Origin of the sequence: Amycolatopsis sp. NPDC058340 (assembly GCF_042723975.1) — a bacterium.
Classification (GTDB): domain Bacteria; phylum Actinomycetota; class Actinomycetes; order Mycobacteriales; family Pseudonocardiaceae; genus Amycolatopsis.
Genome location: NZ_JBHXIB010000011.1, coordinates 134,217 through 160,613, shown reverse-complemented (window position 1 = coordinate 160,613; position 26,397 = coordinate 134,217). Strand labels below are relative to the sequence as shown.

Genomic DNA, 26,397 nt, shown 5'->3' with positions numbered 1-26,397 from the left:
GATCCGGCAGACGTCTTCAGCTGCGGCAGGGCTCAGGCAAGGGCACCGATCCTCGCGCGCAGGGCCGCCGCCGTGTCTTCGGGTGTCGCGGTCACGACGGGAATACCGGTGGCCAGTTCGAGACCCGCGGCGATCTCCAGCCGCGGCAGGACCCGCAGGGACCAGGACAGGAAAGGCGCCCGTTCCCAGCCGGTCGGCGCGGTCTCCACGACGAGGTTGTACGCCGGATCACCGAGTTCCTCATCGAGTGCTTGAAGCAGCATGCGCAGGGTTCGCGCGACGTCGGCGAGTTCCGCACGCGGGACGGCGGCGAAGTCGGCCTGGCAGGCTCGCGGGACGATCCGGACCTCGAAAGCGGTGTTCGGGGCGAAGGGGGCGAACGCGACGCTGTGCGGCCCGGTGTGCACGATCCGGGTGCCTGCGGCGAGTTCAGCGGCTAGTTGCTCTTCGGCGAACCGGTGCCCACGCGGATGGTCGCGAAGTAGTTCGAGCCCCCGCCGCGCGGACCGCGAAAGCACGGGCAGCCCGGCGATCTGGGAATGCGGGTGAGGTCTCGAAGTCCCCGCTGCCAGGCCATGGTTACGGAAGATCACCACTTGGGCGGCGGTCTTTCGCAGAGCCAGATGCCGCTGCTGCCACGCGTGCAGCACGGCTTCGGCCTCGGCGTCGGCCGCGGTGCGGAAATCCCACTTGTGGTCGGGTGACTCGATGATCACCTCGTGCCGGTCGGACAGAGCGTAGCGATTGGGAACGGAGCGGACCTGCCAGCCACTCCCGCCCGGACCGGGCAGCCGCCACGTTTCGGGTGGGGTGTCCTCGCCGGCGCCGGGGCAGAACGGGCACGGTCCGCCGCTTCCGTGCGGCCGAGTCGCCCGGCCCGGAGCGAGTATTACCCAGTCGCCGGTGAGCCTGTCCTGCCGGAGCTCGCCGCCGTGCCATCGTCGCGCCGTCATGGATGTGCTCCCGCCCGGGACCGGGTGAAGATCTCTTGGCAGCGGCGCGAACAGAAGCGGAACCTCTGTCCGTCGAACTCGGCCGCCAGTGCGGGATCGGCGGTATAGGTGGTCATCCCGCAGACCGGGTCGCGATGGTCACCCGAGGTGGTCAGCTCGGACGGGGCCGCTCCGCGTCCGATGCCTTCGAGCAAGGTCAGCTCGTCCAGTAACAGGCGGGGCAGCAGGAAGTGCCGCCGGACGCGTTCCCGTCCGGCGGCCCCGAGTGCGGCGGCCGGCGCCGGATCGGCGAGCAGGGTGCCGATCGCCTCGGCGCAGCTGTCGACCGAATCGACGAGCAGGCCGCCTGACTCGTCCGCCACCTGAAGCGGGATGCCACCCGCCGCACCCGCGACGATCGGAGTGCCCTTCCAGAGTGCTTCCGAGACGACCAGGCCGAACCCTTCCCGGATGGACTTCTGCACCATCACGGTCGACATCCGTTGAAAGGCGTTGACCTCTATGTTCCCGACTCCGGTGAGATTCGTGAACAGGTGGATGGCCGGGTCGCCCGCGGTCTCGGCGCTGATCGTGCTGTACACATCCCACGCCTCCGGGTCGTCCAGTGCCATCGAACCGACCAGGGCGAGCTGAAGGTCCGGTACGTCGCGCCGCACTATCCGGAACGCCTCGATCACTCCGAGCGGGTCCTTCCACGGATCGAATCTGGAGACCTGCGTGATCAGCGGTCTGCCGGGTTCGATGCCGATCCAGTTGAGGACCGCGTGCACCGTGCGATCGTCGAGTGACATGTTCTTGGGACTCAGCGGATCGATCGCCGGCGGGATGATGTCGACCCGCCCACGGGGCAGATCCGGCGGTGCGAAGCTCGCCATCGTGAACACGGTCGCGTCATAGGGGGAGATGAACCCGCTGAGGTAGTCCCAGGCTTCGGGCGCCGGGGCCGAGGTGTCGATATGGCAGCGCCAGATCCACGACGCGGCCGTTATATCCACAAAGGACAGTACGGCGGACGGCTGTGGATCGTGGACGAAGACGAAGTCGAACTCGCCGAACTGCGGATCCGCCGAGAGTTCGGCCGCGTTTTCCCGGGCGGTTCGCTCGTAGAGGATCCGATCCGCCACGGTGATCGGCTGTTTGGTCTCGCCTTGGAGCGCGTTGTGCATCTTCTTCGTCACCGTGAAAAACGGCGGCTTCCCACTGATGATCTTCCATGTCGTCTCGATACCGAGATCGTTGTACAGCGGCACCGAGGAGCGCAGCAGCTCGGAGACACCGCCTCCGTACGGGGTGGCGCTCAGATGCAGCACTTTCACGCCGCGAAGGGCCCGTGCGGTCTCGAGCAACGGTTCCATGATCTGGTCGGGGACGATGGAGCGGTACGCCTCGATCGCCAGTTCGCCGACGTCCACGGTCTGGAGCACGGCTAGCCCCTTGTCAGCAGGAATTCGGTGGTGGAATCCAGTGTGGACAGCTTGGCGTAGTCGGCCTCTTCGATCCGTGTCCCGAGATCTCCGGATAGCCGTTCCACGAAGGTCAGGAAGTCCAGCGAATCCAGTTCGAGTGCCTCGCGAAGGTTCTCACCGGGATCCAGTGTCTCCAGGTCGGCTTCGGTGGCGAATCCGCGTAGCGCCGTGCGGATCGCCGCATGTGCCCGGTCTTGGGTGAGTGGCTGGGTCATAGCTCCTCCGGTTTCTGCAGCAGGGCGGTCACGAGCTTGAGGAATCGGGCGCCGGTCGCGCCGTCGGTCGCGCGGTGGTCGCCGGCGAGCGTCGCGGTGACGAGCGGCCGTACTCCGAGGAGGTCGCCGACCGCGAAGGGACGCCGGCTGATCGCTCCGAAGCCGGCGAGCGCCACCTGCGGCGGATGGATGACGCCGTGGACCGACTCGACGCCGTTGTCGCCGAGGTCGGTCACGGTGAGTGTGGCGGTCGTCAGCTCTCGCGAGCGCAGGGAACCCGATCGTGCCCTGGACACCAGATCGCGCAACCGCCGCATCATCTCCGGCAGGGAGAGCTGGTCGGCGTCGGCGATCGCGGGGGCGATGAGGCCGCCGCCGCGTAACGAGACCGCGACACCGAGATGGATCTCGGCCGACGGCCGGAAGGCACCGTCGACCCAGTGGCCGTTGAGCTCGGGAACCTCGCGAGCGGCGACGGCCGTTGCCTTGAGCAGCAAGGCCGCGGGGACGATCCGCTCGGGGATCGGCGCCTTGAGGTTGTGCTCTCGCAGCCAGTCGGTCGCGGCCTTCAGATCGATCGTCGTCGACAGGTAGTAGTGCGGGATCTCGCGCTTCGAACGAGCCATCAGGGTGGCGATCGTCTGCCGCAAGGCGGCTGGATCGACGGTGTGCCGCGGTGGTTCGGTCACCGGCGCCGTGGACGGCGGTGTGACGGCCGGAAGGTCGCGAGCGTGAAGCGCGCCGTCGGCGGCGCTGGGTTCGAGCGATCCCAGATCGATACCGCGTTCCGTGGCGAGCCGCCGGGCGTAGGGCGAGACCTTGAACGGCCGGGCACCGATCTCGGCCGTGCGGTGTCGCGCGCGGGCGCGTTCGACGTCGGCGTGGGTGATCCGGCCATCACGGCCGGTTCCGTGCACGGTGCCCAGATCGACCCCGACCTGGGTGGCGAAGGCGCGTGCCGGCGGGTTCGCCAACCCGCGCGCGATCTTGCGCGGCAGCTCCGCGCGTGGTGCCGGCACCGGGGCAGGTGCGGTGGGTGCCTCCGGCTCCTTTCCGGGTACGGCGGAGCCGATCCGGGCCAGCGGAGTACCGACCGCGACCGAGGTCCCCGGCGGCACCAGGATCTCTTCCACGGTCCCGGAGGTGAAGCATTCCACCTCGATGGCCGCCTTGGCGGTGTCGACGACCGCGACGATGTCACCGCGGTGGACCTCGTCTCCCGGCGCCACCAGCCATTCGATGACGGTGCCCGAGTCCATGTCCGCGCCGAGCGAAGGCATCAGGAAGTCGGCCATCTCAGCCCACCGCTCGTTTCGCCGCCGCCACGATGTCCGACGGCTGGGGAAGCGCCGCCTCTTCGAGCTGTCTGGCGTACGGGATCGGCACCTCGGCCGCACATACTCGTTCGATCGGCGCGTCCAGTTCGTAGAGCGCCTTCTCGGCGACACGGGCCGCGATCTCCGCGGAGAGGCTGCCGCTGCGCCAGCCCTCGTCGACGACGACCAGCCGATGGGTCCGGGTGACCGAGGCGATGACGGTCGCTTCGTCGAGCGGGCGGAGGACACGAAGGTCGATGACCTCGGCGTCGATGCCTTGCGTGGAGAGTTCGTCCGCGGCGGTCAGCGCGGTGCGCAGCGTGCCACCGTACGCGGTGATCGTGACATCTTTGCCGCTCCGCCGGACGGCCGCATGCTCGATGTCCACCGCGCCCGCGTCGTCGGCGAGCTCCTCCGAGACGTTGTAGAGCGCGCCGTGTTCGAACAGCAGGACCGGGTCGGGGTCGCGTAGCGCGGTCAGCAGCATTCCCCGTGCGTCTTCCAGTGTCGCCGGAGTGATCACCTTGAGGCCGGGGATATGCGCGTACCAGCCCTCGAGGCTGTGCGAATGCTGGGCCGCGAGCTGGCGTCCGGCGCCGGTGGTCATCCGGATGACGAGCGGGACGTTGAGCGCGCCGCCGGACATGTGCAGCAGAGTGGCGGCGTTGTTCAGGATCTGGTCGAGGGCGAGCAGGCTGAAGTTGACCGTCATGATCTCGACGATCGGCCGCATCCCGCCGAGCGCCGCGCCGATTCCGGCGCCGACGAAGGCGGATTCGGACAACGGTGTGTCGCGGATCCGGGTGGGCCCGAACTCCTCCAGCAGCCCGAGACTCACCCCGAAGCAGCCGCCGTACCGGCCGATGTCCTCGCCCATCATGAAGACCCGCTCGTCTTCCTTGAGTGCTTCGCGGAGACCTTCGCGCAAGGCCTCGCGGTACGTCGTCTTGGTCATGGTCGCTCCGAGTAGACGAACCGGGTCAGGTCTTCGACGGGCTCGAGCGGGCCGGCTTCGGCGGCCGCGATCGCGTCCTGGATCTCTTTGTCCACTTCGGACTCGATAGCCGCGATGTCGTCGTCGGTGAGTTCGCCGTCTTCTCGCATCAGCGTTGTCATCTTCTCGATCGGGTCGCGCTTTTTCCACTCCTGTACTTCGGACTTTTCCCGGTACCGTTCGGCGTCGTACATCGAGTGTGCGCGGAAGCGATAAGTGCGCAATTCGAGGAAGCACGGCCCGGAACCGCCCCGGATGCCCTCCAGCGCGCGCTCGGCGGCCTCGGCGACCGCGACCGCGTCCATCCCGTCGACCGGCCATGACCGCATTCCGTAGGACGCCGCGCGGACGGCGAGGTCGGTTTCGGCCTGCGCGCGTTCGATCGCCGTGCCCATCGCATAGAGGTTGTTCTCGCAGCAGAACAAGACCGGCAGCCGCCAGAGCGCGGCCAAGTTGAGGCATTCGTGGAACTCGCCTTCCGCCACGGCACCGTCTCCGAACAGGCACACGGTGGCGGTGGGTCTGCCGCGCATCCGGTCGGCGAGCGCCAGTCCAACGGCCACCGGAAGCCCGCCGGCGACGATCGCGTTGCCACCGTAGAACCGGTGTCCGGCATCGAAGAGGTGCATCGATCCGCCACGGCCGCGGCTGCATCCGTTGGTGCGCCCGTACATCTCCGCGAGCACCGCCTCCATCGAGAGGCCCCGCGCCAGTGCGTGCCCGTGATCGCGATAGGTGGACACCACCGGGTCTTCTGCCCCGGCGGCGTGCATGATCCCCGCGGCGACCGCCTCTTCACCGATGTAGAGGTGCATGAACCCACGGATCGAGGCCGCGCTGTACAACTCGACGCAGCGCTCTTCGAACCGCCGGATCCGTATCATTTGCCGGAGCAGCTCGTGTCGTTGTTTGGCACGAGGTGTCCGCGCTGCCTGCCGTTCGCTCATCGTGCACCTTCCAAAGTGGACACATCGCCTTCCGGGAGTCCGAGTTCCCGCGCCTTGAGCAGCCGCCGCATGACCTTGCCGCTGCGGGTGTGCGGAAGATGCTGGTCGAAGACGATCTCCTTGGGGGCCACGGCGCCGAGCGCTTTGCGGCCGAACGCGAGCAGGTCGAGGCGGAGGTCTTCGGTGGGTTCGTGACCCGGCTTGAGGGAGACGTAGGCCTTGACCAGCTCACCCGCGACCGGATCGGGTGTCCCGATCACCCCGGCTTCGGCCACCGCCGGATGGGCCAGCAGAGCGCTCTCCACCTCGAACGGGCCGACCAGGTGCCCGGCCGACTTGATGACGTCGTCGGCCCTGCCGACGAACCAGTAGTAACCGTCGGCGTCGCGGCGGGCGACGTCGCCGGTGAGGTACCAGCCGTCCGCGAACGCCTTGGCGTAACGGGCGGGATCGTCCCAGTAGGTACGGAACATCGACGGCCAGCCGGGCCGGAGCGCGAGTTCACCTTCGACGCCCGGCTCGGTGATCTCGCGGACGTGACCGCCGGCCACCTTCGCCCGGCCGTCGTCCCCACGTGCGAGCAGGCCCGCCTCGATTCCCGGCAGCGGCCTGCCCATCGAACCCGGCCGGATCTCCTCACTCGCGAAATTGGCGATCATGATCGCGCCCGTCTCGGTCTGCCACCAGTTGTCGTGCACCGGCAAGCCCAGCGCTTTCTGCCCCCAGACCACGACTTCGGGATTGAGCGGTTCGCCCACGCTCGCGATGAACCGCAACGCGGAGAGATCGAAGCCGTCGGAGATCGCGTCGCCTTCGCGCATCAGCATCCGCAGCGCGGTCGGGGCGGTGTACCAGTTGGTGACGTGCTGCGAGGAGAGAACGCGGTACCAGCGCCGCGCGTCGAACTCGCCCTCGTCGCTGACGAGTGTCGCACCGAGGGTGAGTGGAGCGATGACGCCGTAGGACATGCCGGTGACCCAGCCTGGATCGGCGGTGCACCAGAAGATGTCGTCCGCACGGAGGTCGAGCGCGTACCGCGCGGTGATCTGGTGGGCGAGGACGGCGGCATGGACGTGCAGGGCGCCCTTCGGGGTACCGGTGGTACCGCTCGTGAAATGCAGCAAGGCCGGATCTTCCGGTGCGGTGGCACCGATCTCGTACGTGGTGCTGCACGCGGCCATTGCCGGTTCGAGTGCGATGGTGTCCGGTTCGGCGTCGCTTCCCGTGAGCAGAACATGCCGCAGCGAGGGCAGCTCGGCGCGTAACCGGCGGACCTTCCGGCGGTACAACGCGGGGGAGGTCACCAGGACAGCGCCTTCGCCCAGCTGAATCCGCTGCCGGACCGGCTCCGGGCCGAAAGCGGAGAACAGCGGCGACAGCACACAGCCGGCCTTGAGCGCCCCCAAGGTCGCGATGTAGAGGTCCGGAACACGGCCGAGGAGTGTGAAGACCCGTTCACCCCGGCGCACCCCGAGCCCGGTGAGGAGATCGGCGAACCGGTTAGTACGTTCGGCGAGTTCGGCGTAGGTGAAGTCGTGGACCCCGTCGTCGCGATCCAGCCAGCGCAGTGCCGTCTTGCCGGCTTCCGGCCCGGTGGCATGCCGGTCGACCGCTTCGTAGGCGATGTTCAAACCACGCCCGTCAGGTAGTCCGGAGAGCAGTTCTCGGGCGCTCCGCCAGGAGAATTCCTCGTAGGTACGTTCGTACTCGTCGAGGTTCGCGGTGACGGCCGTTTTCGTGATGGGTGCCCAGTTCATGACGGCCTCCGGAGGGGATTCGGTGTGTCGTCCAGCAGTGCGAGCACATCGGCGTCCGCGAGTTGAGGGAATGCGTCGTAGCTGTGGCCGACCGAGCGGAACCGGCGGGGAGCGGACAAGCAGACCACCTGGTCGACATCGCGCCCGAGCTGGTCGATGACGTGTTCCGGGCCGACGGGGACAGCGAGGATGATCTTGCCCACCTGGCGGGCCCGCAGGACCCGGATCGCCGCGGACACGGTACTCCCGGTGGCGACTCCGTCGTCGGCCAAGACGACTGTCTGTCCGGCCACTGGGAGCGGTGGGCGGCCACGCCGGTAGAGTGCGGAACGGCGGGCCAGTTCGGCACGTTGCGCCCCCGCGGCCGCGACTACCTCGGTGCGGGTGATTTCCCCAGCGCGGACGACGTCGTGGTTGGTGACCAGGACGTCGCCCTCACCGAGAGCGCCCATGGCGAGCTCCGGCCTGCCGGGAACGCCGATCTTACGGACCAGCAGGATGTCCAGTGGTGCGCCGAGAACGTCGGCGATCTCCTTGGCGATGACGACGCCGCCACGCGGCAGTCCGAGCACGATGACCTGGTGCCCGCGGAGATACCGCAGACGCATGGCGAGTGCGCGGCCCGCTTCACGGCGGTCGCGGAAGCGCATCACGATTCCTCGTGTGGCCGTCCGACGGCCTCGGTGGCCGGGTTCATCGGCCGTCTGCCCCAGGTGAGATAGGCGATCGGGCCGGCGAAGTTGACGGCGATGATCAATGCCCACCGACGCTTCGAGCCACGGATCTCGGCCGCGGGCCGCATCGCGAGATCGGTCCACGCGACAACAGCGAGGGTCACCTGAACCCCGGCCAGGAAACCGAGCGCGCCCGGGTTGGGTTTGCGCCGGTCGCCGGATCGCTTGTTCATGGTGTGCTCCCGTCAGCTTCGAGGTCCTTCGAGCCTCGCCGAGGCGTTCGGTCGGCGGCGAGGGTCGTAGGTCCCTCCGGCGCGGTCTGTTCGGCCTCAGCGGGGCGGGCCGCCCTGGTCATACGCTGACCCGGTGGGCGAAGGTTCCGGTTGACACGGGCGAAACCGCGCGCAGGTCACGTGGTTCTCGACTTCGACCGCCGATACGCGATCGTGGCAGCGGACACCACGGATGCCGTGCTGAGCCTCGCTCCCGAACCGGACGAAGAGACGGAGGAATCCCATGGCGAATCGACCCGCGCTGGCGGAACTCGGCTTGAACACGGGAAAGAAGGCAAGGCTGCACCGGATCCTGCATCAGCACGGCCTCGGTAACGGGACGGCGTTCTTCCTGCCGTACGACCAGGGACTCGAGCACGGCCCACGGGACTTCTTCGAGAACCCGGCGGCGAGCGACCCTCGCTACATCGTCAAGCTCGCCGTCGAGGGTGGATTCAACGGGATCGTCGTGCAGATCGGCCTCGCCGAGAAGTTCTACTGGGACTACGCCGGAGAGATCCCGCTGGTGCTCAAGCTGAACGGAAAGACCGATATCCCTTCCGACGCGCGGGCCCTTTCCCCGGTGAACGCGACCGTCGAGGACGCCGTCCGGCTCGGCGCGGACGCTGTCGGATACACACTCTATGTCGGAACTCCTTCTCAGGAGGCGGATTTCGAGCAGTACCGGCGGGTGCGCGACGACGCGCACCGGCTCGGCATGCCGCTGATCGTCTGGGCTTACCCGCGCGGCGAGGCGATCGAGGCCAAGGGTGGTAAGGACTCCTTCTATGCGGTCGACTACGCCGCGCGTACCGCTTCCGAACTGGGCGCCGATGTCGTGAAGGTGAACTTCCCGCATCCGGAGAAGCGAGCGGAGGTCCCGGGAACGTACGACGCGGAGTTCACGTCGCAGCAGGCCATCGACGCGGTGGTCCGGTCGGCGAACCGGACGCTGGTGCTGGTCTCGGGCGGGACCAAGGCGGGGGACGAGGCGATGCTCGAGAAGGCACGGGAGTCGATGGAGGCCGGTGCGACGGGCCTGATCTTCGGCCGCAATGTCTGGCAGCGTGACCATGACGCATCACTGCGCTTCGTGTCCGCACTCCGGGAAATCCTGGCGAAGCACCCATCGACCTGATTCCATGACTCGCGGCTTCTCGCCTGGGTGATGTCCGTGAAGGCCTCCTTGAGGGACCCAGAGTCCCTCAAGGAGGCCTTCACGGACATCAGCGGTCGGTGTGCCAGAGGGCCGCGTGCCAGGCACCGTTCGCCGTGTAGGCGTTGCCGATCACGGTGCCACGGTCATTGATCGAGACTGCCTCGCTCGGCAAGGTGCTGCCAGGAAGGGTCCCCAGGTCGGTGATGCGGCCTGCGGCGTCCCATCGAACGGCGTGGCCGCGGCCGTCGTCGCGTTGAGCACTGCCCGCGACGGTGCCCCACAGGTTGATCGCCACGGCGCTGCTCGGCCCGCCGAGAGCGGTCAATTCCATGACGGCTCCGGTCCGGCTCCAGCGGACGGCATGAGTCCGCTGATCGGCCAGGTCGGCGCTGCCGACGACGGTGCCCCGGTCGTTGATGGCGCTCGCCCGGCTGCGCACACCGCCCGGCGGAGGTTTCAGTTCGGTGACCCGGCCGTGGCCATCCCACCGGCGAGCATGGGGACCGGAGTCGGATCGGTAGGCGTTACCGGCGCTTACCCCGTTGTCGTTGACGCACAACGGACTGCCAGTGGTGTCTCCGGGCAGAAGTGCCAGCGCGCCGGCGCCGTTCCGGTCCCAGCGCACCGGACGGGCGTTCGCCAGGTCCACATAGGAGGTACCGACAACCACGCCGTTGTCGTCGACGGCTGCCGTGTTCGCCTGAGAGTCACCGGGTAGCGCACCCAGATCCGTGATCCGGCCGTCCCGGTCCCACTTCACCGCGCGATGGCGGCGGTCGGCGAGCCGGGCACCCCCGATGACGATGCCCTGGTCGGTGATCCCGCCGGCCCAGCTGCTGATGCCGCCAGGGATCGTACCGAGATCGATCATCCGGCCGTCGGGTTCCCAGCGCACGGCACGGCTGTCGTCGAGGTCGGCCGTATAGGAGAAGCCGACGACCGTCCCGCGTTCGTTGATCGCGTTGGCCACGCTGCGTTTGGTCCCGGGCAGCACGCCGAGGTCCTTGATCCGGCCGCGGGAGTCCCAGCGCACGGCACGGGACGCGGCCAGCTGCCCATCGTGGGAAGTTCCGGCGACCTCACCGAAGTTGTTCAAGGCCACCGTTTCGCTGAAAACGTGCCCTGGCAGGGTCCCCAGGTCCACCGCACGGGGCGCCCGGCCGGTGGTTTCGGCACTCGCCTCACTCGTGGTGAGGCACAGCACGATCAGCAAGGACAGCCCTGTCGCCGCCCACTTCCTGAACGGGCCATCGCTCTTTTCCTGCATCGAAGCGTCCTCTCGCCGAGTTTTCCTCGGGCCGGATCGGCCGTGAGGGTTTGCGGATCGGAGCACGGCGATCACCCGCCGACCGCTGGCGGCTTACCAGCGGATGGCGCCGCCGCGGGCCAGTTCGTGCTCCATCGCGAGGGTGGCGGCGCGGATACGTCCCCGGACGTCCTCGCGGGCGTCCGGGGCGATGACCACCGGACAAATGGCTTCGTGAAGAGCATTGCTCGTCACCGACGTGGAGAGCGCGTCGCTGAAGGCACCGTAGCCGCGTGCGCCGACGACCAGGAGGTCGGCGTTCCGGGCGAGGGCCATCAGGGTGCCGGTCACCGCACCGGTTCGTTCGTGCATGTCCGCCTGCCGGATTTCGAAGCTGACCTCGACCTCGGCCAGCGGGCCGATGAGGATCTCCGTCGCCAAAGCCCGCAGAAGCCGTTCGGGTGCGGTCAGTTCGTCGTGGCCGGTGGTGCCGCCCATGATCAGTCCGGTGTCCGGATGGCGGCGAGGGATCGGCGTGGACGACGCGACGACATGGACGACATGCAGGTCGCACCGGCCGCCGTCCATGGTCCGGTAGAGGCTTTCGTTGGCGGCCCACCACAACGCGTCCCGCGCGCTGAAACTGTCATCGACACCGACGACGACTCGCTCATGTGCGGCTTCCGTCACGGCGTCTTCGGCCGGCACCACTGCGACCGGGCAGGTCGCGAACGCGACAGTGCGCCGGGCGATCGACTTGAACACCTCGGCGAACGCGCCTTGGACGTGGGTCCCCACGACGAGCAACGCGGCACCGTGTGAGGCGGCGATCAAGGTTTCGGGCGGTTTCGCCGACACCGAGAGCGACTCGATGTCGACCGCGGGCGAAGTCTTGAACGCCCGGGCCAATACCCGTTCCAGGTCGATGCCGTCGGTGCCTTCGGGATGACTGTGGACGATGTGCAAGTGGGTGTGGCGCAACCGGGCTTCCCTCGCTGCCCAGCGAAGCGCGGAGATCGACTGTGGTGAGTCGTCGATCCCCACGACGATCCGGTCACGGCTGCCGCACAGGGGGGTATGAGTGTGGCGGGGCATCGGGTCCCACCCGGTCCGCGGCCCGCCAGGGGTGGAGGTGGTGGTGAACTCTGGTCGTGACACGGTCGTATTCCCTTCGTCGCGAGGTCGAATCTGGATCGGCCCCTCCGAATCGGGATCTCGATCAGCTCCGGCCGTTCGTGCCGGTCGAACGACACCGCCGGTATCCGGAGTCCAGCGGATTCAGTGCTGCCCGGTGCGGATGCTCACTTGCACGTAGTGCTGGATGCCGAAGAACCGCCAAGCCCGTCGGCGTCCGGGTGAGACCTGTGGAAGGGCGATGGCCGCATCGACGATCGTGGGATTCACCACCTCGTAGCTGTCGCCCTTCAGGTCGATGGTGGCGTGCCCTGCAGTCCGCATGTTCCGCAGCCAATCGACTTCGGTGCCGTACGGCAAGGGAATGATGAAGCCGTTCTCGGTGCGGTTCGCGACCACAGGGGTGGCGTACGATTTGCCGGAACGACGGCCGGTGTGCCGGAGTACGGCGGTGTACCAATGCCGTCGCCCTGCCATTCGCAGCATCACGGGGTTCAGCACGCGCTTGTTGAAGGCGCGTACCGCGTCCGTGATGCGACCGTGCCTGGTCCGGCTGCGCCATTTCGCTTTCATTTCCATCGTCCCTTCACTTCACGAAAAGCAACCGGTCGGCGTACCTCGTCGCGCGTCGATTCGTCTTGTACTCAGACGATGTTCCCGGCCGGTTCCGTGGCCGGTGAGGGGCCAAAGCCCTCCGGCGGCAGGGTCCGTAGGCCTTTCACGTCATCGGTGCCGCCCGAAGGCGCTCAGCTCGATGCGGCGCCACACGAATGACCGGGTCACTGGTCACGAGCGTCCGCTCAGTGCGCGACAGTTCGGACGAACGGACTCACGCCGGTCTTCGCGCCGCTCGCCGGTGGCGTGCGCTCGACACGGCCGGCGGGCACGGACGACCTCTCGGGTGTCACGATCACCTGTACGACGTCGATGGGGGCCGCCATCCGTCAGCGCGAGCTGCGTCCCGCCGGCTCGCTCACCTGAGGGGGCCCGGTGCGGAATTCTCGTCGAGCAGGTCGGTCGGCTCGGGCTCGAGAATGTCGCCGGCGCGGTGCCGGGCGGCCAGGTCGTCGACCTCGCAGGTCACGCCGTCGAGTTCGCACCACCGCTCCACCACGGCAGTCGCCTCTTCATCGGACTCGCAGAGTTCGCGTCGCAGCAGCCTGCCATCCTGATAGACGCGGACCTCGACGGTACGGCCGTCTTCCAAGTCGTTACGCCATATTTCGGTCATACCGGCACCGTGTCGCAGTGCGGCCCGAGGGCGGTAGGGACCTATGGTCCCGAGAGGGAGGTCGTTGGCCGCCTCGGCAACCGCCGCTTCGAGCGGAGGCAGTACGACGTCGCGAGATACCGGGATCACTGTCGCGTCGGTTGGTTTCCCGGCGCGGAGCCTTCTTGCCCTGGCGCTGTCTTGGCGAGACGCGCGTGGAGCCGTTCGCGGATCTCGTCCGGGGTGTAGGCGCGGCGCCGCCGCTCCTCGCGCGCGATCACTGCTCCGGTCGCGGCGACTCCGACGAGCCCGGCCAAGCCCACTGCCTTCCACCAGCGCATATGCCTAGGCTACAGCTGTGCCGAGCACCGAACTCGATCTCGACGAGGCTGTCGCCCTAACGCGCACAGGAGATCTGTGGCTGTTTCGGGGGCAGACCGTGGCCGACCGCACCATCCGGGTCGTGACCAACAGCCCGGTCAACCACGTCGGCATGGCGGTGGTGATCGAAGACCTTCCACCGCTGCTGTGGCACGCCGAGCTGGGCCGTACCCTGCCGGACGTCTGGACGGGCGCCCGCCAGCGTGGTGCCCAGTTGCACGACCTCCATCGGGCTGTCGTCGTGTGGGCCGAGAAATACCACCAACGGGTCTGGCTGCGCCAGCTCGACCATACGGTCAGCGGCGAGATGGAGGATGCCGTACTGCGGACCATCGCCCGGCTGAACGGCACTCCGTTCCCGTCGACGGCCCGCCTCGCCTCTCGCTGGCTGGGCGGACGGCTTCCGTTCAAGAGGCGCGACACCGACGACCTCGCGTTGGAGACCGCCTATTGCGCCGAGATCGTCGCGATCACCTATGACGCCATGGGCCTGCTGCCCCAAGGACACCGGCCGAGCTGGTACGACGCCGGGCGGTTCTGGAGTGGCGACAAGCTCCGCCTGGCCGAGGGCGCCGTGTTGGGCGGTGAGATCGCCGTACGCATTCCGCCTGAGGCCGCCTCGGCCGACTTCTGACGTTCAGCCGCCTTCACGGATGCGGCCGGGCGGGTCAGCGATGGAGGGCCTTGCGGCGGGCGAATCCGATCGCAGCGGTGCCGACGAAGAGAACGATGCCGACGATCGCCAGCCAGAAAAGAGCTTCGAAGGCGAATCCGATGACGGCGACAATCAACCAGGTTACCAGGAGAGTGATGACGAGGATCAGCATGGTCGACCTTCCGGAAGAGTTGATTCAGTGGAGTTTCCGAGACGCTTGTTCTGATCAGCGAACTTTCTCGGGAATTTCCTCGAGGGCGCGCAGCAGTCGAATGGCGAGTACGTGACAGTCTTCGGCTGACAACGCTGAATTTTCCTTCAGCACATTTTCCACGAGCTTCACTCGCTGGTCGTATCGCGATACATAGGTCGGGTTCATGGTCATTGCTCGCCCCTTCCGGCAGTTGAGCCTTCTAGACAGAACGATGTTCTCTCCGTCGCGGTTGTGAAGGAAGTGCGGAAGGCACTGTTCTCGACAGATCAACGACTCTGGAGGCGAGGTCAGGTCTGATAGCCGAGGATGGTCGCCATGCCGGTTTCGTGGTGGTAGGTGTTGTGACAGTGGATCATCCATTGACCGGGATTGTCCGCGGCGAGATCGCAGGAGGCGGTTCGGCCGGGGAGCACGATGACGGTGTCCTTGCGGGGGCCGGTATCGCCCAATTGGAAGGTGTGGCCGTGGATGTGCAGGGGGTGCCACATCATCGTCCGGTTGCGAATGATGATCCGGACGCGTCGGTCCTCGCGGATCAGCAGGCGCCGTGCGGGGTCGAACGGCAGGCCGTTGATTCCCCAGTCGTAGCTCATCATGCCGCCGGTCAGGTCGAGCCGGTGTTCCACGTCGGGTGTCTTCACCGGCAGCTGCACCTCCTCGACCGGCACGAGCCGGTCGTAGCCAAGAGGCTCGCCATTCAGTTCCGGCGGACGGAACGACGACGGTGGCGGGGTTCCGCCGCCGGTGCGCACCAGTGCCAATGCGGTGGCGTCCTTGCTTTCGGCCAGCGCGACGAGCGGGAAGACCCCGTCGCCGAGGGTGACGGTGACGTCATAGCGTTCGCCCATCCCGATCAGCAGGGTGTCGGTGTCGACGGGCCGGACCGCGAAGCCGTCGGTGTGAGTGATCCGCAGGCGATGTGAGCCGAGGGCGATACGGAAGGCCGTGTCGGAGGCGGCGTTCAAGAACCGGATACGAGCCCGCTGCCGGGGCCGCGCGGTGAACGTGACCGGCGCGGCCGGGACTCGGCCGTTGATCAAGTAGTACGGGTAGCGGACGTTGCCGCCCGGTGCGAAGCTCCCACCCATCCCGTGCCTCGATCCCATGCCGCCCGCGCCTTGACGCAGCCGGGTGAGGACCTCGTCGGGGGTGGTGCCGGTGCCGTCGATCCAGTCGTCGAGCACGACGGTCCAGTCGTGGTCGTAGCCGCCGGGATCGGCTGGGTTTTCGACGATGACGGGCGCGTAGAGGCCGCGGTCGAGCTGGGTGCCGGAGTGGGGATGCAACCAGTGGGTACCGGGGGTGTCGGCGATGAACCTGTAGGTGAACGAGCCGCCGGGTGCGACGGGGTCCTGGGTGAGTGGAGGTGCGCCGTCCATGTCGTTGCGCAGCGCCAAGCCATGCCAGTGGATGGTGGTGTCGGCGGGCAGCCGGTTGGCCAGTTCGGCCTGGATGACGTCACCGACGCGGACGCGGACCTCCCTGCCGGGCACGGAGCCGTCGTAGGTCCAGGTGTTCACCTGCGGACCGCCAAGGTCGACCTGGGCCGCCTGGGCGGTGAACCGGAACTCGTGGGTGCGGCCGGTGGTTCGGCGCCGTGCTTCCGCCTCCCCGATCCGGGGGCTGGTGGGCAGGATCAGTGAGGCGCCGGTTCCGAGGGAGGTGCAGCCGGCGAGCAATCCCGTTCCGGCCAGCGCCAGCCCGGCGCGGACGAAGGTGCGGCGGTCGATGGTGTTCATCGTCGGGTGGGCACCCCCTCGGCTGCCCGGCCGGCGCCGGTTTCGACACGGGGTTCGACCGCCTCGGCATCGGCATCGGGCAGCGGTACGGCATGGTGGCGGCGCAGCCGGTTGGCGTTGCCGACGACCGACAGGGAGGACAGGGCCATCGCGGCGGCGGCGATCATCGGCGACAGCCGCAGTCCGAGCAGCGGGTAGAGAACTCCCGCCGCGACGGGCACACCGATGGCGTTGTAGACCAGCGCGAAGAACAGGTTCTGCCGGATGTTGTGCATGGTGGCGCGGGACAGGCGGATCGCGGTGACCACTCCGGCGAGTGAGCCGGAGATGAGGGTGATGTCGGCGGCTTCGATGGCGATGTCGGTTCCGGTGCCGATGGCCAGCCCGACATCTGCCTTGGCCAGTGCCGGGGCGTCGTTGATGCCGTCGCCGACCATGCCGACCCGGCGGCCTTCCGCTTGCAGGCGGCTGATTTCGTCGGCCTTGTGTTCGGGCAGGACTTCGGCGAGCACGCGGGTGATGCCGACCTGACGGGCGATCGCCGCGGCGGTACGGGCGTCGTCCCCGGTGATCATGACGACCTCGATGCCGAGCTGGTGCAGCGCGGTGATCGCGGCGGCGGAGTCGTCCTTGACGGTGTCGGCGACCGCGAGGACGCCCGCGGCGTGGCCGTCGACCGCTGCCAGGATCGGGGTCTTGCCCTCGCCTGCCAGCCGCTCGCTGATCGGGTCGAGCCGCCTGGTGTCGACCCCTGCCTCGGTCAGCAGGCGCGCGGTGCCGACGAGCACGTCGTGCCCGGCAACGACGGCTCGCACGCCTTTGCCGGTGACCGAGTCGAACCCCGTGGCTGACGGCACGGCGAGGCCGCGGTCGCGGGCTCCGGCGACGATCGCCGTGGCCAGCGGATGCTCACTGTCGGCTTCGGCGACAGCCACCAGCGCGAGCAATGCGGATTCGGACAGTGTCCCGGCGACCTCGACGTCGGTGAGGGCGGGCTCGCCGGCGGTGATGGTGCCGGTCTTGTCCAGCACGATCGTGTCGAGCTTGTGCGCTGTCTCCAGCGCCTCGGCGGATCGGATCAGGATGCCCGCGCGGGCGCCCTTCCCGGTCCCTACCATGATCGACAACGGCGTGGCCAGGCCGAGGGCACAGGGGCAGGCGATGATCAGCACGGCGACCGCGGACACCAGGGCGAGCGTCAGCGCGGGCGGTGGGCCGGCGACGAACCAGACGGCGAAGGCGGCGATGGCGATCGCCATCACGACCGGCACGAAGTAGGCGGAGGTCGCGTCGGCCAGGCGCTGGATCGGCGCTTTGGACGTCTGTGCCTGCTGCACCATCTTGACGATCTGAGCGAGCATGGTGTCGGCACCGACCTTGGCCGCCCGCACGCGCAGGGAGCCGGTGGTGTTGATCGTCGCGCCGATGACCGTGTCACCGGCGCGTTTGGTGGCAGGCATGGGCTCCCCGGTCACCATCGACTCGTCCACGGCGGACTGTCCGGACAGGACGGTCGCGTCGACCGGGATCTTCTCTCCCGGGCGGATCAGGACTTCGTCGCCTACTGCCACCTCGTCGATCGGGGTCTCGACTTCGTCGCCGTCACGCAGTACGCGCGCGGTGCGGGCCCGCAGGCCGAGCAGTGCTCGGATGGCTTCGCCGGTGCCGGCCTTGGCGCGTGCTTCGAGCAGCCGGCCGAGCATGATCAGGGTGAGGATCACGCCGACGGCTTCGAAATACACCTCACGCAGGTCGCTGGGCAGGAGACCGGGGGCGAGAGTGACGAGAACGCTGTAGCCAAAGGCGGCGGTCGTGCCCAGGGTGATAAGGCTGTTCATATCCGCGCCGCGATGGACCAGGGTCAGCCATCCGGTGCGGTGGATCGGCCAGCCGGTACAGAACATCACCGGCGTGATCAACACGAGCTGGACCCAGTGGTCGAGGAGTACGGCGGGCACCCGGTCCGCGCCGAACAGGGAGTGGGTCATCACCGCGAACAACACCGGCAGGGTGAGCACCGCACCGATGAGTACCAGGCGGGTCAGGCCGGTGATCTCGGCGCGCCGTTCCTCGGCTTGGGCGACCTCGGCGTCGACGGCTGCCGGTGCGCCCGCTTCCGCCGTCTGTGCGGGCGATTCCTGGACATTCCCGTCCGGCTGAGCGGGCTCGGTGCCCGGTTCGACGATGAGCGTGCCGTGGATCATGTTCATGCCGCAGGCGAAGCCGAACGAGCCGGACCGTGCCGGGGTGAGGCGGACGGTCGTGCGCTGGAACGCGGGCAGCGCCGCGCCGAGGTGAAGGTCGGGGAATACGACCCGTGAGGTGCAGTCGCCGCTTTCCTGCCGGTCGAACACCAGCTCCACCGGCACGCCCTGACGGAGCTGGATGACGTCCGGGCGGTAGCCACCGCGCACGGTGACCTTGACCCGCTGCACTCCACCGGCCAGTTGTGCGGTCCGCGCCCGCCGGGGGCCGAAGAAGAACCAGCCCAGCGCGGCGATGGCCGCCACGGCCGTAACGACGACCGCGATGTCGGAGACGGTCATGAGGGACTCCTTGTGAAGTCGGCTGTCGCCCGGGCCGACTCTCCGCTCCGACAGCTCGCGGAGGTAGGGACCTTGCGACCGCGCTGATGAGGCGGAGGTCCCTGGCCGCGGTGGGCGGGGGAGGTGACCGTGGTGGTGGCAGGTCTTCGTGCCGACGTCACCGAGGAGCCCACGATGAGCACATCCCGCGATCCCCGCTCCGACCTGCGCGGCTCCGGCGGCGGCAAAGAACACGGCGGGCACGGGTGGTTGATGTTCGCCTGCTGCGTACCGATGGTGGTGATCGCGATCGTTCTGGTGGCGACCGATGTCGTCGGTATCGGCGCACTGGTCGCCGCCGTCGCCTGCGCCGCGATGATGGCGATGATGATGCGCGGAATGGGACACGGCGACGACGGCCGTGGGTGACGCGGGGACCGGGTATCCGGTGATCGACCGGGCGAGTCCGACGGACCGTGCGTTCTTGGCGATGGACGCCGAACGGGCTCCCGAGCATTTCGGACTGATCTTGCGGTTCGACGAGGCCGACGGGTTCGAACCGGCTCGTGTCCGGTGGCTGCTCGCCGAACGGGTCGCCGCCGTGCCTCGGTTGCGGCAGCTACTGATCCGGACGCCACTCGGGTGTGGTGGGCCGATCTGGGTCGATGACCAGAGTTTCGACATCCGGCGCCTGTTCGGTGTGGTGCGATGCGCCGCACCCGGGGACGAACGGGCTCTGTTGGAGCTCGCGTATTCCGTCATTGCGAAGCAGATTCCCCGTACCGGTCCGAGGTGGTCGGCGGTGTTCGTGACGGGGCTCGCCGGCGGGCAGACCGCCCTGGTGATCGTGGTGCACCATGTGCTCGCGGACGGCGTGGGCGGGCTCGCCATCCTGGCCGACCTGGTCGACCCCGGCGGGCCCGCGCCCCGGACGCCCTTTCCCCGGCCGCGTCCGGCCCGCGGCCGGCTCGCTCGTGACGCGTGGTCGGAACGGCTCCGCGCGGTGCGGCGGGCCCCCGCGGGCCTGAGATCGCTGCGCGCCTCGACGGCGGCGGCCGGAGGGCTGCACCCTCCGCGCGCGGTACCGTGCTCGCTGCTGAGGCGCACCGGCGGCCGGGGCAGGATGACTGTTGTCCGCATACCTGCGACGGAATTGCGGGCGGCGGCGCATCGATACGACGCGACGGTCAACGACGCGATCTTGGTGGCGGTGGCCGGAGCGCTGAACCGGGTACTGGTGGCCAGGGGAGAATCCCTCGACACCGTGGCGATCGGCGTTCCGGTGTCCGGTCACGCGTCCGGGGAGCCCGTGCGCGGGAACATGGTCAGCCCGCTGTTGGTGTCCGTTCCGGCAACCGGTGGCCTGACGCAACGCCTGCGGCGGACGTCGGCCGCCGTTCGGGCGCAGAAGTCTTCCGCCAAGGGGCCGCCGCCGGTCGCCGTGCTCGGCTGGCTGTTCAGGCCCTTGGCCGCGCTGGGCGGCTACCGGTGGTACCTGAACCATCAACATCGCATGCACACGATGGTCAGCCATGTCCGCGGTCCCGGCGACCCGATCACCTTCGACGGCAGGCCGATCCGATCGGCCATTCCGATCGGGGCGGGAGGCACCGGGAACATGACCGTCTACTTCGAGGTGTTCACCTACGCGGGCACGGTCGTCGTCACCGCGATCGCGGATGCGGACCGGTTTCCCGACCTGGATCTGCTGACGCACGCGTTGCGCGCCGAACTCGACCGCATCGCCAGGGAAGGGCCCGGAGCTTGAGCGGTGCCTCCAGACACGGGATGCCGGGCGGGAAGGCCTTTGGTCCCCCGCGGATCGGGTGGAACGGCAGCTTCGTGGAGCCGTGGCAGGAGGTTGGCTGGGACCGAGGGAACTGCGGCGGAAGGAACGTCGATGACCGAAGTGTGCGAAGGCGCCGGGCCGTCGTTGCTGAGCGTCCGGGGCGTCATCAAGGAGTTCGGGCCGTTGCGCGCCCTGTCCGGGGTCGACCTCGACATCCCGGCGGGACAGGTGACGGCGCTCGTCGGTGACAACGGCGCGGGCAAGTCCGTGTTGATCAAGTGCATCGCCGGGATCCACGTTCCGGAAGCGGGGGAGTTCTTGTGGCAGGGCGAGCCGGTGCGGATCCGCGGCCCGCGTGACGCCGCGGCGCTCGGTATCGAGACCGTGTATCAGGATCTCGCCCTCTGTGACAACCTCGACGTCGTGCAGAACATGTTCCTCGGGCGGGAACCCTTGCGGCACTGGGCACTCGACGAAGACCGGATGGAGGCGGCCGCCAAGGAGACACTGCACGGCCTCGGCGTCACCACGCTGACCTCGGTCCGCCAGCCGGTCGGTTCCCTCTCCGGCGGCCAACGCCAGGCGGTCGCGATAGCCAAGGCCGTGCTGTGGCATTCGAAACTGGTGATCATGGACGAGCCGACCGCGGCGCTGGGCGTCCAGCAGACCGAGGTGGTGCTCCGGTTGATCCGGCGGCTGGCCGAGCGGGGCCTGGCCGTTGTGGTGGTGTCCCACAACCTGAACGACGTCTTCGCGGTGGCCGACCGCATCGCGGTGCTGTACCTGGGCCGGATGGCCGGGGTGTACGCGACCCGCGAACTCACCAAGGAGGCGGTCGTCGAGCTGATGACCGCCGGCTGTTCGGAGCGGCTCGGGAGCGCTGGGGTCCTGTCCTGACGTTCAGGGCCGTTCAGGTCCGGCTGTCACGGCGCGGTATCCGACCGGACTTCGGCGAGGACCGCGCCCACGACGGCCGGGACGGCCGCCGCGACGGCAGGACTCAGCCCCGGACCGAAGTCCACATCGGTCACCTCGACCGCGAAGATCACCAAACGCTCGGGAAGCCGGCCCAGGGCTTCCGCCAGTTCGACCGCCTCGGGGATCCCGAAGCCGTGCGAACTCGCGACGGGCCCGTGCTCCGGCAGGGTGGTCCGGTGCCAGCGGCCGTCCACACCGGGGGAACAGCGGACGGCGTCGATGAGGACGACGAGGCCGGCACCCTCCCAGCATTCCATGAGCCGCACGGTGTCCCCATCGCTGACCTCCGCCGGGATCCCGCGGCGGGAGACCTCGCGGGCGACGGCCGGTCCCACGCCGTCGTCACGCCGGAACTCGTTTCCGACGCCGATGACGATGGGGTTCACCGCTGTTCCCTGGTGAAGTCGAGGAAATGCGCCGAGCAGGAAATGCAAGGGTCGTAGTTGCGGATCGCGCGCTCGCACAGCGAGACCAGCGAGTGGTCGTCGAGATCTCCGTGGAGATCGACCAGCCTCGCCACGTCGTGCTCGATCGCGGGCTGGTTCTGCGAGGTCGGCGGAACGATGTCCGCGCTCAGGATTCGCCCGCCCGCGTCGAGTTCGTAGCGGTGGTACAGCAGCCCGCGCGGAGCCTCGGTGATTCCGTGACCGGTCGCCGCGCGTGGGGTCACTTCGACGAACGGCCGGTCCGGCCGGTCGTAGGTCTCGATGATCCGCAAAGCCTCCTCGAGGGCGTACACGACCTCGACGGCGCGCACCACGATGCTGCGGAACGGGTTGCGGCATTCCGCCCCGAGACCGGCGTCGGCCGCGGCACCAGCGGCGAGCGGGGACAACCGGTCCGAGTTGAGGCTGTACCGGGCGAGCGGCCCGGTGAGGTACATCCGGCCGTCCAGCCGGGCGTGCAGCGCCGTCGAATGCGAGACCTGGTGTTCCTCCACATGCTCGGGGAACTCGCGTGCGGTGAACCGCAGCCCGGTACTGACCACCGGTTCACCCCGATCCAGCGGATAGCCGCCGGTGTCCCGCAAAGCGAGCAGATCATGGGGGATGTCGAGGTCGGGGAAGTCGAATCCCGAAACCCAGCGCACCGTCTCCAGCGCGTCGTCCAAAGCGTGCCTGAGCACGTCCGCCAGCGAGCGCAACCCGGCGGGGTCCGGGACACGGTAGAAGCCGCCGACCCGGACGTTGACCGGATGGATCGCGCGTCCGCCGATCGTCTCCATGATCAGGTTCCCGGCCTTCTTGAGCGCGAGTCCCCGTTCCACGATCTCGCGATGGGCGGTGGCCATCGCGATACCGTCCGGGAAACCGAGGAAGTCCGGCGCGTGCAGGAGATAGATGTGCAGCGCGTGGCTGGAGATCCATTCGCCGCAGTACAGCAGCCGCCGCAGCGCGCGCAGGCCGTCTCCCACCTCGGCACCACAAGCGTCTTCGACGGCCCGGCACGCGCTGAGCTGGTAGGCGACCGGGCAGATCCCGCACACCCGGGCGGTGATGTCCGGTGGCTCGCGGAAATCGCGGCCGCGGAGGAAGGCCTCGAAGAATCTCGGTGGCTCGTAGATGGCGAGCTCGACACTCTCGACCCGGTCGCCGTCGGTGCGCACACGAAGTGAGCCTTCGCCTTCCACCCGTGCCAGTCCCGCCACTTGCAGGATGCGATTCGCCCGATGGGTCATGTCCACTCCGCCGCCGTGTTGAAAGTGCTGAACACCAGGTGCAGTTCGTCGTCGCCCATTCCGCTCCGGCGCAGCAACGGGATCAGCGCGGGCACGTTCGGTTGTTTCATCGGACCGAAACAGCCGTAGCAGCCACGGTTCACCGCGGGGCACAGGGCGCCGCAGCCCGCGTGCGTCACCGGTCCGAGACAAGGGGTCCCGTGCGCGACCATCACGCAGGTGAGGCCACGGCGTTTGCATTCGGTGCAGACGCTGGTGTCGGGGAGATCGGGCGCTCGGCCCGCCATCAGCGCGGTGAGAACCTCCAGGAGCTGCCCCTTGTCGATGGGGCAACCGCGAAGTTCGTAGTCGACCTTGACGTGCTCCGCGATCGCCGTCGACGTCGCCAGTGTCTCGATGTGGTCCGGACGTGCGTACACCACGGAACGGAACTCCTCGACGTCGGCGAAGTTGCGCAGGGCCTGGATTCCGCCGGAGGTGGCGCACGCGCCGACCACGACCAGAACGGTGGATTGCTCGCGGACGCGCTGGATTCTTTCCGCTTCGGCGGAGGTGGTCACCGACCCTTCGACGATCGAGATGTCGTAGGGCCCCGGTTCGGAGACGCTGGTCATCTCGGCGAAATGCGCGAACTTCACTTGCCTGGTCAAGGGCAACAGCTCGTCCTCGCAGTCGAGCAAGGTCAGCTGACAGCCGTCGCACGAGGTGAACTTCCACACCGCTATGGAGAGCATCACAACTCCTTCACCTGGAAGAGGGGCTCGGCGACCGGGTAACCGGCGACGGGCCCGTCCCGGCAGACGAGCAGCGGGCCGAACTGGCAGTGCCCGCACAGGCCGGTACCGCACTGCATGTTCCGCTCCAGGGAGACCTCGATCCGCTCGGCGGGAACTCCCCGGCGGAGCAGGGTCCTTGCGCTGAAGCGCATCATCGGCTCGGGCCCGCACAGCAGCGCGGTGGTCTGCAGGGGATCGATCGGATGCGTGGCGAGTGGTTCGGTGACGAAGCCGACGTGCCCGGTCCAGCCGTCGTCACCGCGGTCGACGGTGAGGACGATCTCGGGACCGTCCGGATCGGACAGACCGCGGAGTTCCTTCCGGTACAGAAGATCCGCGGGCGTCCGTGCTCCGGCGATCAGGATGACGCGGCGCGAAGAACGACGTTTCAGTGCGTACCGGAGCACGGGCCGGAGCGGGGCGAGCCCGATGCCGCCTGCCACGAGCAGCAGATCGCCGTCGCCGTCGAGACGCCACGCCGTGCCGAACGGGCCGCGCACGCCCAGCACCGTGCCGGGCTCGGCGTCGTGCAGCGCCCGGCTCACCGCGCCGACGGCACGGATGGTGTGCACCAGCGTCCCGTCCCCGGGAATCGCGCTGACCGAGATGGGCACTTCCCCGACACCGTGCGCGTAGAGCATGGCGAACTGGCCCGGGCGGAATTCGGGTAATCGGTCGCCGTCCGGCGCCAGTGTCAACGTCGCCGAGTCGCCGGTCTCGGCGATCCTGCCGATCACTCGGTAGGGCCGGGGAAGCCAGGGGTCGGGGTTCATGCCGGGGTCCGGTAGAGGTCGAGGAGGCGGAGCCTGGTGGCCTGCAGACGGTCCACCAGCGTTTCAAGGAGAATCCGGGTGAGCCGGTAGCCCAGCTCCGGATCGGTTTCGACGAGCGCGCGCACTTGCCCGGCGTCCAGCACCAAGGCGCGCGTCGGGGCGACGGCCACCGCGCCGAAATGCCAGCGGTACGGCGGGATCAGCCACGACCAGCCGAGCAGTTCCCCCGGTCCCACGCTTTGCAGCGTCACGGGACCGCGATGGGGAATGTAAGTGTCCACGGCGACGCGACCCGAGATGATCAGCCAGCACCGGTCGGCCTCGCCGCTCTCGTCGAACAGTCGCGTTCCGGGTTCGTAGTCCTCGATCCGGCCGGTCGCCGCCAGCGTCGAGCGTTGTGTTTCGGAAAGGCCGGCGAGCAGCGGCGTTCCCGGGTGTGGCGAGGTCATCCCGACGCACCTTCCGCGAGCGCCGCGGCTTCCTCGGTGATGTCGATTCCCGTGGGGCACCAGGCGATGCACCGCCCGCAGCCGACGCAGCCGGAGGTGCCGAACTGATCGTGCCAGGTGCCGAGCTTGTGGCTCATCCACTGCCGGTAACGAGCGGCCCCCGACGTCCGGACCGCGCCACCGTGCAGCCGGGAGAAGTCGATCTCGAAGCAGGACGCCCAGCGTTGCGACCGTGCCGCACCGCCGTCGAGGTCTGTCGTGTCCTCTGTGGACACGCAGAAGCAGGTCGGGCAGACCATGGTGCAGTTGCCGCAGGTGAGACAGCGTCCGGCGACGTCTTCCCAGCGGGGGTGTTCGCGGCTTGTGGCGAGGAGATCGCGGAGGTCTGTGTCGGGCATGGCCCGGCCCATCCGCCGCGCAGCGGCGGCGACGTCTTCCGCCGCCAGCGCGACGTCCTGTTCGTGCGCGGGCCGTCCTGGCAGGCGGTCGAGCACCTCGGCACCCGCGGCGGTTCCGGCGACCGCGAGGAATCGGTGGCCCTCGCCATCGATCCGTTCGGTAAGTGCGAGGTCGTAGCCTCCGTCGGCCGACGGCCCACAGCCCATCGAAGCGCAGAAGCAGACTCCGCCGGGTTCGGTGCACTGGACGGCGACCACGAACGGCATCTGACCGCCGACGATCTGGCGCAGCTTGCCGATCGCGGCCAGATCACACGGCCGGACACCGAAGAAGGCGTATTCGACCGGATCTTCCCGGACCGGCTGGAATCCGCCGGGCCCACTGGTGAGCAGGGGACGGCGGGGAGGGTGCAGGAACCGTTTCCACGACTGCGACCCGGCGGAATGCCCGAACAGCGCGGCGTCTGCCCGCCGGTGTACTCGGTAGTGGCCCGGGCCGGTCTCGACACCCCAGCCGGACGGGAGATCGGCCGCGGAATCCAGCTCCGCCAGGGTGATCGCGTCGTCGCGCAGCACCGGGCCGATCACCGTCCGCCCGCTCGTGATCAGCGTGCGGATCAGCGCGTCGAGCCCGGCCAGGTCCAGGACGGCGTCCATCGGCCTCACCTCTCTCAGTGTCTGTTGGTGAACCCGCCTTCG

29 protein-coding genes are annotated in these 26,397 nt (G+C 68.5%); 5 read left to right on the top strand and 24 right to left on the bottom strand.

What is annotated here, in order from left to right; all coding sequences use genetic code 11:
• Window positions 1-32 precede the first annotated feature (32 nt).
• From ACFWIW_RS16320 to ACFWIW_RS16280, 9 genes are read right to left on the bottom strand one after another with little or no spacing between them, the layout of a single operon-like run.
• Window positions 33-953 carry a galactose-1-phosphate uridylyltransferase gene (locus tag ACFWIW_RS16320; protein WP_378369188.1) on the bottom strand — a complete coding sequence of 307 codons (921 nt, stop codon included), beginning with the start codon at window positions 951-953 and terminating at the stop codon, window positions 33-35.
• Window positions 950-2,377, bottom strand: coding sequence for a glycosyltransferase (locus tag ACFWIW_RS16315; RefSeq protein WP_378369187.1), 1,428 nt, complete (start codon window positions 2,375-2,377; stop codon window positions 950-952). Before ACFWIW_RS16315 ends, ACFWIW_RS16320 begins: the two co-directional genes overlap by 4 nt.
• A gap of 2 nt (window positions 2,378-2,379) precedes the next feature.
• Window positions 2,380-2,634 carry an acyl carrier protein gene (locus tag ACFWIW_RS16310; protein ID WP_378369186.1) on the bottom strand — a complete coding sequence of 85 codons (255 nt, stop codon included), beginning with the start codon at window positions 2,632-2,634 and terminating at the stop codon, window positions 2,380-2,382.
• On the bottom strand, window positions 2,631-3,929 hold the full coding sequence (locus ACFWIW_RS16305; RefSeq protein ID WP_378369185.1) for a 2-oxo acid dehydrogenase subunit E2: 1,299 nt from the start codon (window positions 3,927-3,929) through the stop codon (window positions 2,631-2,633). The genes ACFWIW_RS16310 and ACFWIW_RS16305 overlap by 4 nt, the downstream gene beginning before the upstream one ends.
• 1 nt (window position 3,930) lies before the next feature.
• A complete protein-coding gene (locus ACFWIW_RS16300) occupies window positions 3,931-4,905 on the bottom strand; it encodes an alpha-ketoacid dehydrogenase subunit beta (RefSeq protein WP_378369184.1) in 975 nt (324 codons plus the stop codon).
• On the bottom strand, window positions 4,902-5,891 hold the full coding sequence (gene pdhA / locus ACFWIW_RS16295) for a pyruvate dehydrogenase (acetyl-transferring) E1 component subunit alpha (protein ID WP_378369183.1): 990 nt from the start codon (window positions 5,889-5,891) through the stop codon (window positions 4,902-4,904). The genes ACFWIW_RS16300 and pdhA overlap by 4 nt, the downstream gene beginning before the upstream one ends.
• On the bottom strand, window positions 5,888-7,648 hold the full coding sequence (acsA, locus tag ACFWIW_RS16290) for an acetate--CoA ligase (protein WP_378369182.1): 1,761 nt from the start codon (window positions 7,646-7,648) through the stop codon (window positions 5,888-5,890). Before acsA ends, pdhA begins: the two co-directional genes overlap by 4 nt.
• Window positions 7,645-8,298, bottom strand: a complete 654-nt coding sequence (locus ACFWIW_RS16285; protein WP_378369181.1) for a phosphoribosyltransferase — start codon at window positions 8,296-8,298, stop codon at window positions 7,645-7,647. Before ACFWIW_RS16285 ends, acsA begins: the two co-directional genes overlap by 4 nt.
• Window positions 8,298-8,555: a PLD nuclease N-terminal domain-containing protein gene (locus tag ACFWIW_RS16280; protein ID WP_378369180.1), complete on the bottom strand. Its 258-nt coding sequence runs from the start codon at window positions 8,553-8,555 to the stop codon at window positions 8,298-8,300. The genes ACFWIW_RS16285 and ACFWIW_RS16280 overlap by 1 nt, the downstream gene beginning before the upstream one ends.
• A 283-nt stretch (window positions 8,556-8,838) precedes the next feature.
• Between ACFWIW_RS16280 and ACFWIW_RS16275 the strand changes: the two genes are divergently transcribed.
• A complete protein-coding gene (locus ACFWIW_RS16275; protein WP_378369179.1) occupies window positions 8,839-9,732 on the top strand; it encodes a class I fructose-bisphosphate aldolase in 894 nt (297 codons plus the stop codon).
• 88 nt (window positions 9,733-9,820) lie between these two features.
• On the opposite strand, the gene ACFWIW_RS16270 is transcribed toward ACFWIW_RS16275, so the two are convergent.
• The 5 genes from ACFWIW_RS16270 to ACFWIW_RS16250 form a co-directional block, all read right to left on the bottom strand.
• Complete coding sequence (locus ACFWIW_RS16270) at window positions 9,821-11,020, bottom strand: hypothetical protein (RefSeq protein WP_378369178.1); 1,200 nt, start codon at window positions 11,018-11,020, stop codon at window positions 9,821-9,823.
• A gap of 93 nt (window positions 11,021-11,113) precedes the next feature.
• Complete coding sequence (locus tag ACFWIW_RS16265) at window positions 11,114-12,094, bottom strand: universal stress protein (RefSeq protein WP_378369177.1); 981 nt, start codon at window positions 12,092-12,094, stop codon at window positions 11,114-11,116.
• 183 nt (window positions 12,095-12,277) lie between these two features.
• Window positions 12,278-12,706, bottom strand: a complete 429-nt coding sequence (locus ACFWIW_RS16260) for a nitroreductase/quinone reductase family protein (RefSeq protein WP_378369176.1) — start codon at window positions 12,704-12,706, stop codon at window positions 12,278-12,280.
• A 400-nt stretch (window positions 12,707-13,106) separates the two neighbouring features.
• A complete protein-coding gene (locus tag ACFWIW_RS16255; protein WP_378369175.1) occupies window positions 13,107-13,364 on the bottom strand; it encodes a hypothetical protein in 258 nt (85 codons plus the stop codon).
• Between the two features lie 125 nt (window positions 13,365-13,489).
• Window positions 13,490-13,684, bottom strand: a complete 195-nt coding sequence (locus ACFWIW_RS16250) for a hypothetical protein (RefSeq protein ID WP_378369174.1) — start codon at window positions 13,682-13,684, stop codon at window positions 13,490-13,492.
• Window positions 13,685-13,701: 17 nt separating this feature from the next.
• Here ACFWIW_RS16250 and ACFWIW_RS16245 point away from each other — a divergent pair, with 17 nt between their 5' ends.
• Window positions 13,702-14,358 (top strand): hypothetical protein, encoded by a 657-nt coding sequence (locus ACFWIW_RS16245; RefSeq protein ID WP_378369173.1) that lies wholly within the window; start codon window positions 13,702-13,704, stop codon window positions 14,356-14,358.
• A 34-nt stretch (window positions 14,359-14,392) separates the two neighbouring features.
• On the opposite strand, the gene ACFWIW_RS16240 is transcribed toward ACFWIW_RS16245, so the two are convergent.
• From ACFWIW_RS16240 to ACFWIW_RS16225, 4 genes are all read right to left on the bottom strand, one after another.
• Complete coding sequence (locus ACFWIW_RS16240; RefSeq protein ID WP_378369172.1) at window positions 14,393-14,551, bottom strand: hypothetical protein; 159 nt, start codon at window positions 14,549-14,551, stop codon at window positions 14,393-14,395.
• Between the two features lie 54 nt (window positions 14,552-14,605).
• Window positions 14,606-14,764, bottom strand: coding sequence for a DUF6307 family protein (locus ACFWIW_RS16235; RefSeq protein WP_378369171.1), 159 nt, complete (start codon window positions 14,762-14,764; stop codon window positions 14,606-14,608).
• 116 nt (window positions 14,765-14,880) lie between these two features.
• Window positions 14,881-16,332 carry a multicopper oxidase family protein gene (locus tag ACFWIW_RS16230; RefSeq protein WP_378369170.1) on the bottom strand — a complete coding sequence of 484 codons (1,452 nt, stop codon included), beginning with the start codon at window positions 16,330-16,332 and terminating at the stop codon, window positions 14,881-14,883.
• Window positions 16,329-18,878: a heavy metal translocating P-type ATPase gene (locus tag ACFWIW_RS16225; protein WP_378369169.1), complete on the bottom strand. Its 2,550-nt coding sequence runs from the start codon at window positions 18,876-18,878 to the stop codon at window positions 16,329-16,331. The genes ACFWIW_RS16230 and ACFWIW_RS16225 overlap by 4 nt, the downstream gene beginning before the upstream one ends.
• 174 nt (window positions 18,879-19,052) lie before the next feature.
• On the opposite strand from ACFWIW_RS16225, the gene ACFWIW_RS16220 reads away from it, so the two are divergent.
• The 3 genes from ACFWIW_RS16220 (at window position 19,053) to ACFWIW_RS16210 (ending at window position 21,543) form a co-directional block, all read left to right on the top strand.
• The gene (locus tag ACFWIW_RS16220; RefSeq protein WP_378369168.1) at window positions 19,053-19,286 is read left to right on the top strand and encodes a hypothetical protein; all 234 of its coding nucleotides are present in this window, start codon (window positions 19,053-19,055) and stop codon (window positions 19,284-19,286) included.
• Window positions 19,279-20,625, top strand: coding sequence for a wax ester/triacylglycerol synthase domain-containing protein (locus tag ACFWIW_RS16215; RefSeq protein ID WP_378369167.1), 1,347 nt, complete (start codon window positions 19,279-19,281; stop codon window positions 20,623-20,625). The genes ACFWIW_RS16220 and ACFWIW_RS16215 overlap by 8 nt, the downstream gene beginning before the upstream one ends.
• Window positions 20,626-20,757: 132 nt before the next feature.
• Entirely contained in the window at window positions 20,758-21,543 is a 786-nt protein-coding gene (locus ACFWIW_RS16210) for an ATP-binding cassette domain-containing protein (RefSeq protein WP_378369166.1), read from the top strand.
• A gap of 26 nt (window positions 21,544-21,569) precedes the next feature.
• Here the strand turns inward: ACFWIW_RS16210 and ACFWIW_RS16205 are convergent, their stop codons facing one another.
• The 6 genes from ACFWIW_RS16205 to ACFWIW_RS16180 are packed head-to-tail and all read right to left on the bottom strand — an operon-like array spanning window position 21,570 to window position 26,355.
• Window positions 21,570-22,010: a hydrogenase maturation protease gene (locus tag ACFWIW_RS16205; protein WP_378369165.1), complete on the bottom strand. Its 441-nt coding sequence runs from the start codon at window positions 22,008-22,010 to the stop codon at window positions 21,570-21,572.
• Window positions 22,007-23,302, bottom strand: a complete 1,296-nt coding sequence (locus ACFWIW_RS16200) for a Ni/Fe hydrogenase subunit alpha (protein WP_378369164.1) — start codon at window positions 23,300-23,302, stop codon at window positions 22,007-22,009. Before ACFWIW_RS16200 ends, ACFWIW_RS16205 begins: the two co-directional genes overlap by 4 nt.
• Window positions 23,299-24,036 carry an oxidoreductase gene (locus ACFWIW_RS16195; RefSeq protein WP_378369163.1) on the bottom strand — a complete coding sequence of 246 codons (738 nt, stop codon included), beginning with the start codon at window positions 24,034-24,036 and terminating at the stop codon, window positions 23,299-23,301. The genes ACFWIW_RS16200 and ACFWIW_RS16195 overlap by 4 nt, the downstream gene beginning before the upstream one ends.
• Window positions 24,036-24,851, bottom strand: a complete 816-nt coding sequence (locus tag ACFWIW_RS16190) for an FAD/NAD(P)-binding protein (RefSeq protein ID WP_378369162.1) — start codon at window positions 24,849-24,851, stop codon at window positions 24,036-24,038. Before ACFWIW_RS16190 ends, ACFWIW_RS16195 begins: the two co-directional genes overlap by 1 nt.
• The gene (locus ACFWIW_RS16185; RefSeq protein WP_378369161.1) at window positions 24,848-25,300 is read right to left on the bottom strand and encodes a Crp/Fnr family transcriptional regulator; all 453 of its coding nucleotides are present in this window, start codon (window positions 25,298-25,300) and stop codon (window positions 24,848-24,850) included. Before ACFWIW_RS16185 ends, ACFWIW_RS16190 begins: the two co-directional genes overlap by 4 nt.
• Entirely contained in the window at window positions 25,297-26,355 is a 1,059-nt protein-coding gene (locus ACFWIW_RS16180) for a 4Fe-4S dicluster domain-containing protein (protein WP_378369160.1), read from the bottom strand. Before ACFWIW_RS16180 ends, ACFWIW_RS16185 begins: the two co-directional genes overlap by 4 nt.
• Between the last annotated feature and the right edge of the window lie 42 nt (window positions 26,356-26,397).